Source organism: Nitrosomonas sp. Nm58, from assembly GCF_900107335.1.
GTDB lineage: Bacteria > Pseudomonadota > Gammaproteobacteria > Burkholderiales > Nitrosomonadaceae > Nitrosomonas.
Genome location: NZ_FNPQ01000007.1, coordinates 1 through 14,747, shown reverse-complemented (window position 1 = coordinate 14,747; position 14,747 = coordinate 1). Strand labels below are relative to the sequence as shown.

Annotated in this window: 13 protein-coding genes and 2 pseudogenes; 2 read left to right on the top strand and 13 right to left on the bottom strand. The window is 43.0% G+C overall.

Features of this window, described 5'->3' with window-relative positions; translation table 11 throughout:
• Nucleotides 1-54 precede the first annotated feature (54 nt).
• From BLW34_RS04360 to BLW34_RS04305, 12 genes are all read right to left on the bottom strand, one after another.
• Nucleotides 55-579, bottom strand: a complete 525-nt coding sequence (locus BLW34_RS04360) for an SCO family protein (RefSeq protein ID WP_256203579.1) — start codon at nt 577-579, stop codon at nt 55-57.
• A gap of 28 nt (nt 580-607) precedes the next feature.
• Nucleotides 608-1,321 carry an SURF1 family protein gene (locus BLW34_RS04355; protein ID WP_090576106.1) on the bottom strand — a complete coding sequence of 238 codons (714 nt, stop codon included), beginning with the start codon at nt 1,319-1,321 and terminating at the stop codon, nt 608-610.
• Between the two features lie 150 nt (nt 1,322-1,471).
• Complete coding sequence (locus tag BLW34_RS04350) at nt 1,472-2,323, bottom strand: cytochrome c oxidase subunit 3 (RefSeq protein ID WP_090576103.1); 852 nt, start codon at nt 2,321-2,323, stop codon at nt 1,472-1,474.
• A gap of 30 nt (nt 2,324-2,353) precedes the next feature.
• Nucleotides 2,354-2,563, bottom strand: a complete 210-nt coding sequence (locus BLW34_RS04345) for a DUF2970 domain-containing protein (RefSeq protein WP_090576102.1) — start codon at nt 2,561-2,563, stop codon at nt 2,354-2,356.
• Between the two features lie 33 nt (nt 2,564-2,596).
• A complete protein-coding gene (locus BLW34_RS04340) occupies nt 2,597-3,133 on the bottom strand; it encodes a cytochrome c oxidase assembly protein (RefSeq protein ID WP_090576099.1) in 537 nt (178 codons plus the stop codon).
• A gap of 125 nt (nt 3,134-3,258) precedes the next feature.
• A complete protein-coding gene (gene ctaD, locus BLW34_RS04335; protein WP_090576096.1) occupies nt 3,259-4,833 on the bottom strand; it encodes a cytochrome c oxidase subunit I in 1,575 nt (524 codons plus the stop codon).
• Nucleotides 4,834-4,896: 63 nt separating this feature from the next.
• Entirely contained in the window at nt 4,897-5,718 is an 822-nt protein-coding gene (gene coxB / locus BLW34_RS04330) for a cytochrome c oxidase subunit II (protein ID WP_090576095.1), read from the bottom strand.
• A 522-nt stretch (nt 5,719-6,240) separates the two neighbouring features.
• Nucleotides 6,241-6,726, bottom strand: a complete 486-nt coding sequence (locus BLW34_RS04325) for a hypothetical protein (protein WP_090576092.1) — start codon at nt 6,724-6,726, stop codon at nt 6,241-6,243.
• 131 nt (nt 6,727-6,857) lie between these two features.
• Nucleotides 6,858-9,617, bottom strand: a complete 2,760-nt coding sequence (locus BLW34_RS04320) for a valine--tRNA ligase (protein ID WP_090576089.1) — start codon at nt 9,615-9,617, stop codon at nt 6,858-6,860.
• A gap of 82 nt (nt 9,618-9,699) precedes the next feature.
• Nucleotides 9,700-10,077, bottom strand: a complete 378-nt coding sequence (locus BLW34_RS04315) for a hypothetical protein (protein WP_090576086.1) — start codon at nt 10,075-10,077, stop codon at nt 9,700-9,702.
• A gap of 36 nt (nt 10,078-10,113) precedes the next feature.
• Nucleotides 10,114-10,551, bottom strand: coding sequence for a DNA polymerase III subunit chi (locus tag BLW34_RS04310; protein WP_090541470.1), 438 nt, complete (start codon nt 10,549-10,551; stop codon nt 10,114-10,116).
• An 89-nt stretch (nt 10,552-10,640) separates the two neighbouring features.
• Nucleotides 10,641-12,134 (bottom strand): leucyl aminopeptidase, encoded by a 1,494-nt coding sequence (locus tag BLW34_RS04305; RefSeq protein WP_090576082.1) that lies wholly within the window; start codon nt 12,132-12,134, stop codon nt 10,641-10,643.
• Between the two features lie 262 nt (nt 12,135-12,396).
• On the opposite strand from BLW34_RS04305, the gene serB reads away from it, so the two are divergent.
• Both serB and BLW34_RS04295 read left to right on the top strand, forming a co-directional pair.
• The gene (gene serB, locus BLW34_RS04300) at nt 12,397-13,227 is read left to right on the top strand and encodes a phosphoserine phosphatase SerB (RefSeq protein ID WP_090576080.1); all 831 of its coding nucleotides are present in this window, start codon (nt 12,397-12,399) and stop codon (nt 13,225-13,227) included.
• 237 nt (nt 13,228-13,464) lie between these two features.
• Nucleotides 13,465-14,160, top strand: a pseudogene (locus tag BLW34_RS04295) (Bax inhibitor-1 family protein).
• Nucleotides 14,161-14,392: 232 nt separating this feature from the next.
• Here BLW34_RS04295 and BLW34_RS04290 read toward each other — a convergent pair.
• Nucleotides 14,393-14,548, bottom strand: a pseudogene (locus tag BLW34_RS04290) (IS5/IS1182 family transposase); the annotation flags it as partial.
• Between the last annotated feature and the right edge of the window lie 199 nt (nt 14,549-14,747).

Here is a 14,747-nt window from a genome sequence, read left to right as displayed (position 1 = left end):
TTAAATTACATACTCTCGTTATGTATGCCTTTACCACTAATATACATAACAAGCTTAATGTTCAAAATGAGAAAGCTTTAATAAATGCTTTAAATCCTTAGAGATTTTAGTAGGGTTAGCATCCCTTGGAAATCTCATCATTAAATTTCCCATTGGATCAACCACATAAATGTGATCACGCTGCGAAAGTAATGCAGGGAATTCGCTCAATAAATCACTATCCTTTGCACTTAGCATTACTGTACCTTCGTATTCATTTTTAAGATCTTGATTAGGAAGATGATAATCATCAATTAACCATACTCTTTCAATTCGATCTTTTTCAGTATTTTGAACCAGACGAACTTGCCTCATTTGATAAAGTTTCTTTTGGCAATACTCATCACATTGACCAGAATCAATAGTGATCAATGACCATTTTCCTCGTATTTGGCGTACACGAAAGATGGTGTTATTCTCAATGTTTAGCGCTTGGCCTTGCAAGGCTTTTATTTCTAATAATTCACCATAATTGACAGTACCCTCTGGACGAATTTCAAGCACATGAAACAGATAAGATGCAATGACCGGAGACAGCATCAGTAACGTCATTATGAGGAATTTAATTCTATTTTTTCGAGCTATTTCGTTTGACATTTAATATCAAAAATATAATACAGATTGTTGCAGCTAAGAGAAACCATTGAATTGCATAGCCGATATTCTTAGAAGCGCCAGAATCTGGCCTAACCCACTGACGTATCAACCCATCATCTATATGATTGTCTTGTTGCAGCAAAAGGATTGGTTGCAGTGCAAGTCCTGTTACTTTTTGATAAAGTTCAAAATCTAAATTTATCCAAAGCTTATCCGCTGTGATTTCCTCTGAGAGTTGCATTGCTTTAATCATAGGCGATGCAACCATACCAGTTACAGTCACTTCTCCTCTAGGAAAATAAACAGCCGGAAGTTGCAAACGGTCAGTTCCAGCAGCAATCCATCCGCGATTGACTAAAACATGCAGAGAGCTATTTGCAATTTTAACTGGAACAAGAATCTCGTAACCTGCAACTCCCTGGTAAGTTTTATTATCTAGATAAATTGCATGGTCCTCAATAAAACTGCCTCGCACCTCAACTTGTCGATACTGATAGTCTTCTAATTTAATTAATGTTGTTGGTAATTTTATAACCGGCTCTCGGGCATATTGCTCAATTCTTTCTTGGCGTAATTCTTTTTCATTCGCACGCGAGAGCTGCCATAACCCAAGTCGAACGAATACTAAAGCTAAGGCTATTGTTAATAAAATCACCCACCATTTCGGTTTGAATTGATAATTCATATCTTTAATTTATCACTCATACCTCGAATGGTTACAATTTAGCTTGCTGTCTTTAACATTAAGTCTAGCAGGCTCGATCCCCAAGCATCTTGACATCTTTATTTAGAAATCAAGAGCTTGGAAATGATTAACTATTGACTCAAATTCCGCTTATAGCAAATAAACGAATATAAATAATCCAAGCCAGACTACATCAACAAAGTGCCAATACCAAGCTACACCTTCAAAACCAAAATGATGCTCCGGCTTGAAATGGCCTGCTGCGCATCTAAAATAGATGACCAATAACATGGTGGTACCCACAGTTACATGGAACCCATGGAAACCCGTTAACATAAAAAATGTCGAGCCATACGCACCTGAAGTTAATTTCAGATTGAGATCAGCATATGCGTGACCATATTCATATATTTGGCATCCAAGGAAAAGAGCTCCTAACGCAACGGTAGCAAGAAGCCACATCTTAAGCGCTGGCCGATTATTTTGCTTAAGGGCCCAATGAGCAAGCGTCACTGTCACGCCGGAAGTAAGTAATAGAAAAGTATTAAAGGCTGGCAAACCCCAAGCACCCATCGGGGTAAATTGCTCCGTAATACCGGGCCCTGAAGTTGGCCATCCACCGGCAAAATTAGGCCATAGCAAATCGTGCTCCACATCAGCGAGCCATGGAACTGATAATACCCGCATGTAATAAAGTGCGCCAAAAAAAGCCGCAAAAAACATTACTTCTGAGAAGATAAACCAACTCATTCCCCAACGAAATGATTTATCTTCCAGCTTACCATAACTACCAGCTTCGCTTTCTCGCGCCACATCACCAAACCAGCCAAAAAGCATATAAATGAGAATAGCAAAACCTATCGCAAGCATATAATAGCCCGTAGGCATTTTATTCATTGTAAGGGCTGCGCCAAATCCTAAAAAGAATAGTGCAGATGACCCTACGATTGGCCATTTTGATGGCGACGGCACATAGTAGTAGTGTCCAGTTCCTTGACTCATACCAATCCTCCTGATTTGTTTTCTAATCAATTAACTCGTTATTAATTTAACCAACGTCAAAATACTCACAACAAAAATTATTGCACCAATAAGACCACCAATAACTACCTGCATTGGACTTATCATTCTCGCATCATGATCAAGATCACTTTTCTTACGTATGCCTAGAAATGCCCAGAACACCGCTTTTGCTACTTGTAAAGCTGATGCCCTCTCAGGCACCTGTTGCTTGTTATTCATTAATTTTCCTCACCGCTAATTATTAACTTACCTTTATATTCCTGGTTCTAGCGCAAAAAAAGTATAGGAAATAGTTACAGTATTAATATCAACAGGTATTTGAGGATCAATAACAAACTTTACCGGCATCTGTCTTACTTCACCAGGTTCAAGCACCTGCTTTGTAAAGCAAAAGCATTCGAATTTCTTCAAATACTTTTCCAAGAGACGTGGGCTGTAACTTGGTATTGCTTGGCCACTAATTTCTTGATCTGAGTCATTCCTGATTTCATACATTACTTCTATTGACTCACCTGGATGTATTTTAACGCTGGCTTGCAATGGTTTAAATTTCCAGGGCATGCCGCGTACATTTGCGTCTAGTTCTATCGCAATCATACGCGTCATATCTACTTTAATATTTTTATCCAACACATCTGGCTGCAACAGATTATTTATTCCGGTTACTTCACAAAATCTCTCGTACATAGGAACAAGCGCGTAACCAAAACCAAACATTACCACTGTAAAAACCAGTAACTTCTTCAGCATGGCTACATTAGTATGGGTCTTAGTTACGCTCTGTGTCATTGTTTCATTATCACCGTTAAAATATATATTACAGCCATCAGGATTAGCAATAAAAAAGCAGTCTTTAGTTTTTTACGCTTTAGATCCCTATTATCATTACCTTGCGACATATACACTGCTTCGCTTTATTTAATTACTGGCGGCGTTTCGAAGCTGTGATAAGGCGCTGGCGAAGGCAATGTCCATTCTAATGTGGTTCCACCATCCCATGGCTTATCGGCCGCCTTTTCACCCCCACGGATACATTTAATCACAATATAAAGAAAAAGCAGCTGCGACAATCCAAATCCAAATGCTCCGATACTAGAAATCATGTTGAAATCTGCAAACTGCAGTGAATAATCGGGGATTCGACGCGGCATACCGGCCAATCCGAGGAAATGCTGCACGAAGAATGCAACGTTAAAGAAAATCATGGATAACCAGAAATGCATCTTAGCCAGCTTCTCATCGTACATCCGCCCACACCACTTCGGCAGCCAGTAATAAACCCCTGCAAATATTGCAAATAACGCACCCGATACCAACACATAATGAAAGTGCGCAATCACATAATAGGTATCTTGCACTTGAATATCTATCGGCACGATTGCACAAACTACTCCGCTGAAACCGCCAATCACAAACAGAAAGATAAAGCCAATTGAAAATAGCATTGGCGTTTCAAAGGTCATTGATCCCCGCCACATTGTAGCAGTCCAGTTAAATACCTTCACACCAGTGGGCACTGCAATCAGCATGGTAGCATACATAAAAAATAACTGACCTACTGCAGGCATTCCCACGGTGAACATGTGATGCGCCCATACTACGCAAGACAGAATAGCAATTGATGCGGTTGCATATACCATTGATGAGTAACCAAACAACGGTTTACGAGAAAATGCCGGAATAATTTCTGACACAATACCAAAAGCCGGCAGAATCATGATATAGACTTCAGGATGTCCAAAGAACCAGAAAACGTGTTGAAACAGAACCGGATCACCCCCGCCCGCTGCATTAAAGAAACTGGTGCCAAAATGACGATCGGTCAGAAGCATCGTTACCGTACCGGCTAGGACAGGCATCACCAGCACCAGCAGATATGCAGTAATCAACCAGGTCCAAACAAACATTGGCATCTTCATCAATGTCATGCCCGGCGCACGCATGTTAAGAATGGTGGTAATAATGTTAATTGCACCCATAATTGAGGAAGCACCTAAAATATGTATAGCAAAAATCATCATGTCAACACCCAAGCCACCTTGCGCAGAAAGCGGCGGATAAAATGTCCAACCACCTGCCGCAGCGCCACCAGGCACAAAGAATGAAGATAACAATAATGAGCCAGCCACTGGCAATAACCAAAAACTCCAGTTATTCATACGCGCAAATGCCATATCTGGCGCACCTATCATCATAGGCACCTGCCAGTTAGCTAAACCAACAAATGCAGGCATGATCGCGCCAAAAACCATAATCAGACCATGAAGTGTCGTAAATGAATTAAAAAGCTCTGGCTCCAATATTTGAATACCTGGCATGAATAATTCTGCGCGAATCCCCATAGCCAGAAAACCACCAGTCAAAAACATGGCAAAACTGAACCACAGATACATCGTGCCAATATCTTTATGATTGGTTGTTGTTACCCAGCGCATTATCCCACTGGGATGATGGTCGTGATGACCGTGTACATCTTGAACTACTGCCATGACTATTCTCCTTAGTGCTTACCACTCTTGTTTTCTGAATTTACATCTCTAAACATCGAAATATTAATTCCCAACCGCAGCCGTTGTCACTACTGCCGCCGATGCTTTTTGCTTGTCAGCAACCCATTGCGCATATTTTTCTTGCTCCAGAACTTCAACTACTATCGGCATAAATCCATGATCCTTGCCACAAAGCTCGGCACATTGGCCACGGTACAAACCAGGCTTATCTGCCGTAAACCACAGATCGCGAATAAATCCTGGAATAGCATCTTGCTTGACTCCAAAAGCAGGCACCCACCACGCATGAAGAACATCATTGGCCGTAGTAATTACTCGAATTTTCTTACCCACAGGAACAACCAGATTATTGTCCACTTCCAGCAGATAATTCTCCCCCTTAGGCTCTTTATTTGCCATTTGAGCAGGTGGCGTGGATAATTTACTGTAGAAACTGATCCCCTCACCCTCTCCTTGAAGATAATCGTAACCCCACATCCACTGATAGCCTGTTGCCTTAATAGTGATATCAGACGCAGAAGTATCCTTCATCGCAATAACCGTTTTGGTGGCCGGATATGCCATAGCAACAAGAATCAAAAGCGGAATGGTCGTCCAGATAACCTCCACAGCAGTACTGTGGTGAAAATTTGCAGCCTTGTAACCAACTGACTTGCGGTGTTTCACAATCGAATAAAACATTACGCCAAAAACACCAACAAAAATTGCCAAACAAATCCACAATGCCCAAATATGCTGATCATAGATATCTTGAGCAATTACAGATTGCGGTTCCTGAAAATTATATTTACTGGAAAACGCCATACTTGAGTAAAAAGCAAGAGCTGCAGACCCTACCAGGGCCATTACTGATTTACTGCTCATATTCCCCCCCACATAAATTACTAATTTTGTCTAATTTCACATACTAAAAAATCGCGCTCATTTGATACAAATGCAAATGGACGTATAAACCACCTAACTGCAAATCACTTCACAACCTAAATTTATACAAATCTCTAATAGTTTTTATTGCCACTAACTTACCCAATAATACTGCTAATAATTCTAGCATGTCAGTTTTGTACTCACAAGGGAAAATCATGATTCTTATAGAAAAATTCCCCTGTTTCAAATGTGGGGATTTTTAATTTCCCCTTCTTTCTCGCAAAAGAAAGTCTTCCTTTTTTGCGAGAAAGAAGAAGCTCCGCCCATTTATTTATTCATTCTGATGACTTCCCTTACTCTTATCCCGCACCACGAAAAAAGGAAGGAAATGGATGTAAGCCAAGATAAAATCTAATACTAGAAAATCTTTACATCCCTTGAAATTTGCATTAATAGGATAAATAAATATTAATTAAACTAGTAAGCTCTACACTAGACCAGTGAAAAAAGAAAACAATCCTATTTCCCTACTGCTGAAGTCCCTTTTTCTGAGAACTCAGGTAAATAATCGCCAATACCTTTATACTCAGGTCGGATTTGACTATAGCCCCTGAATCCAGGAAGAATTTCATTTTCATTCATTTGATAAGACTCTGTGCGCTGTCGGCCTATAAATGATCTTCCCGATGCCCGTTGCTCGCTCCGTTCACGAAGTCTTTGCAACCTTTGCTTGCGCTTCATAATTAACCGGTATTGATGGAAAGCCGCACAAGTCACGAAAGGATAGCATGGACTATAAAACAAGTACCCAGGGTGAGGCAGCGCATGAAAGATAAATGGATCATATAATCCATCCATATCAAATCCCATATGAGAGATAATTCGCCCCTCAGTAAGTAAGCTCTGGAGGCCCGATTTTTCCGCATACAGTGAAGTACTCACAGTTGTCAGCCACATCATCGCCATCAACAATCCACCCTGGCGCTTCTTCTCGATGGGTTGCATTTTCTCCACTGATCTCGTCCATTTAAGTATTTATCAATTTATCTCAATCAAGCAATTTTCCAGCTTTCCTCACACAGCCGTTGGCATTTAGTAGTTTTCTTTCTTAAAACAAGGAATGCATACTCCAAAGACTAATTTAGTCTTTGCAATTGTTCTATCAACTTAGACAACATTGCATTAAAACCTGCCAAACGGCCCCTCTCCTGAGTAACTACTTTTTCTGGCGCACGTTGTACAAAATCCGGATTATCAAGTTTTGCTCTTGCCTTGCTGATCTCGACTTCCAAGCGAAGAATTTCTTTTTGGAGTCGCTCGCGCTCTGCCGACACATCTATTTCAATTTTAAGCAGCAATCGAAATTCTCCAACGACAGCAATCGGCGCATCCGCATCCGGGAACCCATTCGGCATAATTTCCACATTAGATAACTTAGCCAATGCCATCAAGTAAGCAGAAAAACCTGCCAACGCAGATTGATCACCCTCAATTAGCAAGGGAATTCTCGCTGCTGGAGATAACTTCATTTCGCCACGTAATCCACGGCATGCATTAATGATTTCTTTGAGCAACGCAATACGACTACTGACTTCCTCGTCAATGCGCGTAAGATCGGCCAGTGGGTAAGGTTGACAGATGATGTTTTTGCCTTGTTTACCTGCCAGTGGTGCAACTTTCTGCCATAACTCCTCAGTAACAAACGGAATCACAGGATGCGCCAACCTAAGCGCAGTTTCGAGCACTCGCACCAAGACCCGGCGGGTAGTACGTTGTTCAGCATCACTACCAAAATTTAATTGAACCTTAGCAAACTCTACATACCAATCGCAGTATTCATCCCAGATAAACTCGTAGATCTCGCGTGCAGCCAAATCAAAACGGTAACCATTAAACGCTTGCGCTACACTATGTTCAGCTTGTTGCAATCGACCGATAATCCATTTATCCGCATGAGAAAATGCCAAAGGTAACGTATCATCCAAGCCAGTATCTTGCCCCTCACAGTTCATAAGCACAAAACGAGTTGCATTCCATAACTTATTACAGAAATTTCGGTAACCTTCGCATCGCTGCAAATCAAATTTAATATCGCGCCCATGTGAAGCCAAGCTCGCGAAAGTAAAGCGTAGCGCATCGGTACCAAACGCAGGTATACCCTGCGGGAATTGCTTGCGTGTATTTTTCTCGATTGATTCAGCCTGCTTGGGGTTCATCAAACCGATAGTACGCTTTTTGACCAATTCCGGCAGCAAAATGCCATCGATCAGATCGAGAGGGTCCAGCACATTTCCCTTGGACTTACTCATCTTTTGACCTTCCGAATCACGGATTAATCCGGTCACATAAACCTCCCTGAATGGCACCTTTCCGGTAAAATGAAGTGACATCATGACCATACGCGCAACCCAGAAGAAAATGATGTCAAACCCGGTCACTAGCACCGAAGTCGGCAAAAAGGTCTTGAGCTCGGCTGTCTGTTGTGGCCATCCCAGCGTGGAAAATGGCCATAATGCGGAAGAAAACCAGGTATCAAGCACATCTTCATCTTGCCTGAGACTTTCCTTACCTGATAGCTGCCGCGCCTCTTCAAGATTGTGCGCAACCGTGACATTGCCATCCTCGTCATACCATGCTGGAATTCGGTGACCCCACCATAATTGCCGAGAAATACACCAATCCTGGATATTTTCCAACCACTGGTTGTAAACATGCGTCCAATTTTCTGGCGTGAAACGAACTTCACCACTCGCCACCGCCTCCAAGCCACGTTTGGCCATCCCCTCCATAGCCACATACCACTGATCGGTCAGCATGGGCTCAATAACAGTTTGAGTACGATCTCCTCGGGGTACCATCAGCTTGTGAGAGCGCGTTTCGACCAGCAACCCCTGTGCTTCCAGATCGCTAATTATCCTTTTTCTCGCCTCAAAACGATCCATTCCTTGATATTCAGCCGGAGCAAATTCGCTGATTTTTCCATCAAGCGTAAAAATATTAAGCGGAACCAGCTTATGACGTAATCCGACCTGATAATCGTTAAAATCGTGTGCCGGCGTAATTTTCACACATCCTGTGCCGAATGTTGGATCAACATAATCATCCGCAATAATGGGGATCGTACGCTCACTGAGGGGTAATCGCAGATGCCGTCCGATCAGATGCCGGTAGCGTTCATCTTCTGGATGGACAGCAACCGCCATGTCACCCAACATAGTTTCTGGCCGCGTTGTCGCAACAACCAACCCGCCCTCCTGCAATGTAGCGCTTGTATCCTGCTCAAATGGATAACAAATATGCCAGAGTGAGCCAGTTTCTTCTACCGAGATGACTTCCAGATCAGATACTGCTGTTTGCAGCACGGGATCCCAGTTAACCAGACGCTTGCCACGATAAATCAATCCTTCTCGATATAACCGTACAAATACCTCTGTCACTGCCTGGGAAAGCATTTCATCCATAGTAAAACGCTCGCGCGACCAGTCGCAAGAAGTACCCATTCGCCGCATCTGACGCGTAATGGTTGAACCCGATTCCTCCTTCCACTTCCAGACACGCTTGAGAAACGCCTCGCGTCCGAGCTCTCGTCGATCAATATTTTCTTGATCCAACTGACGCTCGACGACTATTTGTGTTGCAATACCCGCATGATCGGTACCTGGCTGCCATAATGTATTATGACCCAGCATACGATGATAACGAATCAACGCATCCATTAAGGTATGCTGAAACGCATGCCCCATATGCAGGGTACCGGTGACATTAGGAGGGGGCAGCACAATGCAGTAAGCGGCAGCACCTTTTTCATTTGTTGGTCTGAAATAACCTGATGACTCCCACTCTGAGTACCAGCGCGCTTCGATGAGCTTTGGATCAAAACTTTTTGCAAGTTCCATGAAAATTAGTCTGTTAAAATTAGCAAGAAAAAATCTGCCATTATATCGGAAGGCCTTACCGCTGATAGCAAGGCTACTAGACTTACAGGTTTTTAGGCAAGCGTCGCGATAATGCTTGAAGCAATGCCAGCCGATCCGCTGGACTTAATTTGATTTGAGTTTCCCTAAGTGCCGCATCGAATGCATAACAAAGTAACAGGGAAACATCCAATTCTACCGGCCAGTTTACTGAGGGCAATGAGCATTTCTCGGTCAATGTCGGAATCGCCTGATTTGCTGATGCCGGTATATTTTCTGATTGACGCCCAACAACTTGAGAAGAAACTGGAAATGGGGATACTGCTTCTTTGGGATGAATCAATGCAGAAGACTCCTTCCGATATCGCAGCAATACAATATCCAACTTATTCAGCAAGATTTCATCATCAATCTTGGACGGCATCTCGGAATGATCACTCATAGTGAAATGAGACAGAAAGAATCGTTATGGTCTGGTTCAATCCTGATTCTGATCCAGCCTATGGTGACGCACACCAAAACCCTGTTCCTGATAAAAACGATAACGTTTACGAGCAGCAATCTTGTCATTAGGTTCATCCCCAACAACTTCAATCACTCTTTGAAACTGATCATAATATGGTGGCACTTCATCATGCAAGTTAAGCAAGACTTCATGATGTTCAATCCGCTGAGTTTCCTCACTATTTCCGCTTAATATCACCGCTGTCACGTCAGCTAACCTGTCCCCAACGTGACAATGCGGAACAAAACTGATGGGAGAAAATGTCCAAAGCAATTTATCAAATCGATCCAGAAGCAATGAATCCGGTATATAAATCATCATTCTGAGCGCTTGCTGAACCACTTTTGCACTCAAACGACATGCAACCAGCAATTTATCAGACGCTCCTGAATAAAAATCAATTTGCGTCATTGTTTAAGCGCTAAATCCATCACCACAATCATCTTCGTTAAAGCTCCAGTACTTCCTACACTGCATCATCCCTCCATCCATGCTCGGCTTCATGCTTTCGCACGTGAAAGCAGAAACTGCGTCAAAAGCGGCACCGGACGACCAGTAGATCCTTTCTCTTTACCGTTCTTCCAGGCCGTACCTGCAATATCGAGATGTGCCCATGAATATTTTTCTGTAAAGCGCGACAAAAAACAAGCAGCCGTAATTGTTCCTGCTGAACGCCCACCAATATTTGCCATATCCGCAAAGTTGCTCTTCAACAATTCCTGATAATCATCCCACATCGGCAATCGCCAGGCGCGATCCGACGACAATTCGGAAGCCTGCAACAATTCCTCGGCCAGCTGATCATTATTACTCATTAAGCCTGACGCCATATGCCCCAAAGCGATCACACAAGCGCCAGTAAGCGTTGCGATATCAATAACAACATCTGGCTTATACCGCTCTGCATACGTCAGCGCATCGCATAAAATAAGCCGCCCCTCAGCGTCCGTATTTAGAATCTCGATCGTGCGTCCAGACATGCTCGTTACCACATCTCCGGGTTTTGTAGCATTACCACCCGGCATATTCTCAGTTGCAGGAATGATACCGACAATATTGAGAGGGAGCTTCATTTCCGCCGCCGCAGTCAGGGTACCGAAAACACTGGCCGCACCACTCATATCAAATTTCATCTCATCCATCTCTGCAGGCGGCTTCAATGAAATTCCGCCTGTATCAAAAGTCACCCCTTTACCTACCAGCACAATAGGTTTTTCCATTTTTGCCAAACCGCGATACTCCAGCGCAATGAGTTTAGCCGGTTGATGGCTGCCGCGAGCTACCGCGAGAAAAGCACCCATGCCAAGCTTCTCCATGTCTTTCTGCTCTAAAACAGAAACTTTGAGCTTATAAAGCTTAGCCATTTCTTTGGCTTGCTCCGCAAGATATGTCGGTGTGCAGATATTGGGCGCCAGATTACCAAGATCTTTGGCGACACTCATACCACGCGCGATAGCGAGACCCTGTTGAAGAGCTTTCTCTCCGACTAGCAACGATGCTTGGTCGTTTACATATATCGTAGCCTTGTCAAGTATTGAAGATTCTTTTTCTGGTTTACTTTTGAGGCGATCAAAACGATAAGCACTTTCCGTCGCGATAATAATAGTCTGGGTAATTTTCCACGCAACATCCCGCCGCTGCTTTAATGGAATATCTGCCAGAAAGAGGGTAGCGTCTGCAGCACCTGTTTGATGTAGCGCCTTGAATGTCGTTGAAACAGCAAGCTGATATGCCTTGTCATTAAAATCTTTTTCTTTGCCTAATCCAACCAACATCACCCGCTTACTTGGAATATCGGGAACGCCATGTAATAGTAAAGTTGTATTTGCTTTACCCTCCATATCACCCTGACGCAAGATATTACTGATGTAGCCTTTTGAAGCATCATCCAAAATTTTAGCTGGCTCGGTCAATTTGCGTGATTCAAATATACCTACCACAACACAGGCTCCACGCTGTTTTTCTGGGGTGCCGAGTTTGATTGCAAAATCCACTTTCTACTCCTTGTTTAAGTATTCTCTAAGACGAAAGAAATTCAGAAATAAACCTGCATGGATTATCGCCGCACTTATTGCATAAAGTCAAAATAAGCAATATCGCTTAACTGTAGTAGAATCTCTATCTTAAAATCAGTTTCGAATTAAAACGAGCATTTATTCAAACCCTGCCTATAAAAATCCAGTGCATCTGGAGCACTCTGCTTTGCGCTTGCTCCAATTCGCACCAAGATCATAACTAATAATAACGAGATACTCCATGAACCTCATCATCCAAGGATTAGATATTGAAAACAGCGACCTTAGGGCACTTGCAAAACTTGCACAAGCCAGCCATATTGAGCGTGTTACCAAACAAGCGTTCCGCTTGGTAAATGCCAGGACACACCCCGATATTCCCGAATACTGCGCTGAAGTACAACTCGATTATGCCTTTGTTCCGATTGGAACAAAGGCAACCAATTTTGGGTTGGTTGCAATGGATATGGATTCAACACTGATCGCCATTGAATCGATTGATGAAATGGCTGGCATGTGCAATGTCAAACCACAAGTTGCGGAAATCACACAGAGCACCATGCGAGGTGAGATTGATTTTGCCGAGAGCCTGATTCGTCGCACGGCACTTATGGAAGGATTGCCGCAAGAAGCGCTACAAAAAGTTTATGACGAAAAGGTTAAATTAAATCCTGGCGCGGAGAAAATGCTGCAGCATATGCAAATGGCGGGTCTCAAAACCATGGTGATCTCCGGCGGTTATACATTCTTTACTGATAAGATCAAAGCAAAGCTAGGCTTAGATTTTGCTTTTGCAAACACACTGGAAGTCAAGGATAAAAAACTAACTGGCCAGGTAGTTGGCAAGATTATCGGTGCAGAAGGAAAAGCTGAAGCGCTAAAGCGCATACAAGATGAGTTAGGTCTCAGAAAAGAACAGGTTATTGCTATTGGTGATGGCGCAAATGATCTAAGAATGCTGGAATCAGCCGGCATCGGTATTGCTTACCATGCCAAGCCCATCCTACGGGAAAAATCAACTTATTCAATTAATTTTGTGGGACTGGACGGCATTATCAATCTTTTTGAGTAATTTAACGTGAGTTCGACGTAAGAAAAGCTGTAAAAGGAATCGGAATTCCTTATGACGAAACGATTTTAGGAAAGAACTTCATCACTAGAGGAGTCAGATTCCGATGGATGCTATAGCGATTTTTTGTGCGACTGACGACTTTTGTCAGGAGTTTGAGTCGTGTGGTAGAAGCAGCGCTTGCTGGAATCCTCGCCAAAGCCGCGTCGGCGACGAGGGGAGCTTTGTCTTCGTGAAGTCATGACGATCGTGGCGGGATTTCATCTGTCGGGCTACCGGACGTTTAAGCACTATTACCTGAATCAGGTATTGCGGAATACCTACTGGATGCTGGGTTTAACAATGACTCCGACCATCATCGGTGCGGCAATCGGAACAAATACAAACTTCCCTTTTCTCGCCCAATCACCCATCGTTGGTTCATTGGTCATGTTAGCTGCAATGATGGGTCTAATGCTTGCAGTGAGCGCTACCCGTAACAGTATCTGGGGCGTGTTACTGCTTTTCGCATTCACATTTGTCGCGGGCTGGTGGCTAGGGCCCGTGCTTCAATATGCGCTGAATTTTCGTAATGGAACGCAATTAATTGGGACAGCAGCAGCCGGAACAGGCATAATCTTTTTTACTCTTGCAGGAATCGCTACGGTAACGCGTAAAGACTTTGGTTTTATGCGTAATTTCTTGCTTGTAGGATTAGTCTTGCTCATTCTAGCTTCGCTGGCTAGCTTACTCTTTGCGATGCCCGCAGTTTCAGTGGCAATCTCTGCCGCTGCAATGTTGCTTTTCTCTGGACTTATCTTGTTTGAGTCACATTGTCATTGTTAATGGTGGTGAAACTAACTATGTAATGGCAGCATGGGCATTTACATGAGTATTTACAATTTGTTTATCAGCTTGCTGCAGCTACTGCTAGCCTTCTCTGGTGAAAGAGATTAACTAGCAGATCGCTTCAGTAAAATATATGCAGATACATCGCTTGACCTAATCTTATAGAATTCATATTTTAATCAATTGCTTGTCAGTTAGACGAGCTCACCACGAACGGTAATGGTTTTACTGGAACAATCCACTAGCTACTGTAGCTTAGTAAAAAACGAAAAGGAGGGTCAAGAATAACCATCCTTTTTAATTGATAATTATATCTATAAATCTGGGGGCTGTTGACATTTCACATAGGTAGCCACAGATATCCACACGCCATGGCAACCATACTTTCGTAATTTCCCTTGAGTTTGTCGTATCGTGTTGCTACTGCCCGATACTGCTTTAGTCGCGCAAAAGCGTTCACCCAATGCTGGCATCTATACAAGCCCCAATCCATATCTAGTCGGTCCTGCAAAATGCCTAAGATCCTCATGAATTCTCCGTTTCAGGGAAGAAATTCACTTCCTAAACTCTCAAGAATTCATAATATCCGCATCTAAACCTGAGGGAAATTAAGGTATTTAATATTTAAGATGGCTATCGACGACTTTTTCCGCGCCCGTCTCGATCAAATGATTGACTTGCGACATTCTTTGGCG

Excerpts from the sequence above, each read along its gene's own strand:
- BLW34_RS04360 (WP_256203579.1), bottom strand. The coding sequence starts at position 579 with ATGCTGTCTCCGGTCATTGCATCTTATCTGTTTCATGTGCTTGAAATT.
- BLW34_RS04355 (WP_090576106.1), bottom strand. The coding sequence starts at position 1,321 with ATGAATTATCAATTCAAACCGAAATGGTGGGTGATTTTATTAACAATA.
- BLW34_RS04350 (WP_090576103.1), bottom strand. The coding sequence starts at position 2,323 with ATGAGTCAAGGAACTGGACACTACTACTATGTGCCGTCGCCATCAAAA.
- BLW34_RS04345 (WP_090576102.1), bottom strand. The coding sequence starts at position 2,563 with ATGAATAACAAGCAACAGGTGCCTGAGAGGGCATCAGCTTTACAAGTA.
- BLW34_RS04340 (WP_090576099.1), bottom strand. The coding sequence starts at position 3,133 with ATGACACAGAGCGTAACTAAGACCCATACTAATGTAGCCATGCTGAAG.
- ctaD (WP_090576096.1), bottom strand. The coding sequence starts at position 4,833 with ATGGCAGTAGTTCAAGATGTACACGGTCATCACGACCATCATCCCAGT.
- coxB (WP_090576095.1), bottom strand. The coding sequence starts at position 5,718 with ATGAGCAGTAAATCAGTAATGGCCCTGGTAGGGTCTGCAGCTCTTGCT.
- BLW34_RS04325 (WP_090576092.1), bottom strand. The coding sequence starts at position 6,726 with ATGCAACCCATCGAGAAGAAGCGCCAGGGTGGATTGTTGATGGCGATG.
- BLW34_RS04320 (WP_090576089.1), bottom strand. The coding sequence starts at position 9,617 with ATGGAACTTGCAAAAAGTTTTGATCCAAAGCTCATCGAAGCGCGCTGG.
- BLW34_RS04315 (WP_090576086.1), bottom strand. The coding sequence starts at position 10,077 with ATGAGTGATCATTCCGAGATGCCGTCCAAGATTGATGATGAAATCTTG.
- BLW34_RS04310 (WP_090541470.1), bottom strand. The coding sequence starts at position 10,551 with ATGACGCAAATTGATTTTTATTCAGGAGCGTCTGATAAATTGCTGGTT.
- serB (WP_090576080.1), top strand. The coding sequence starts at position 12,397 with ATGAACCTCATCATCCAAGGATTAGATATTGAAAACAGCGACCTTAGG.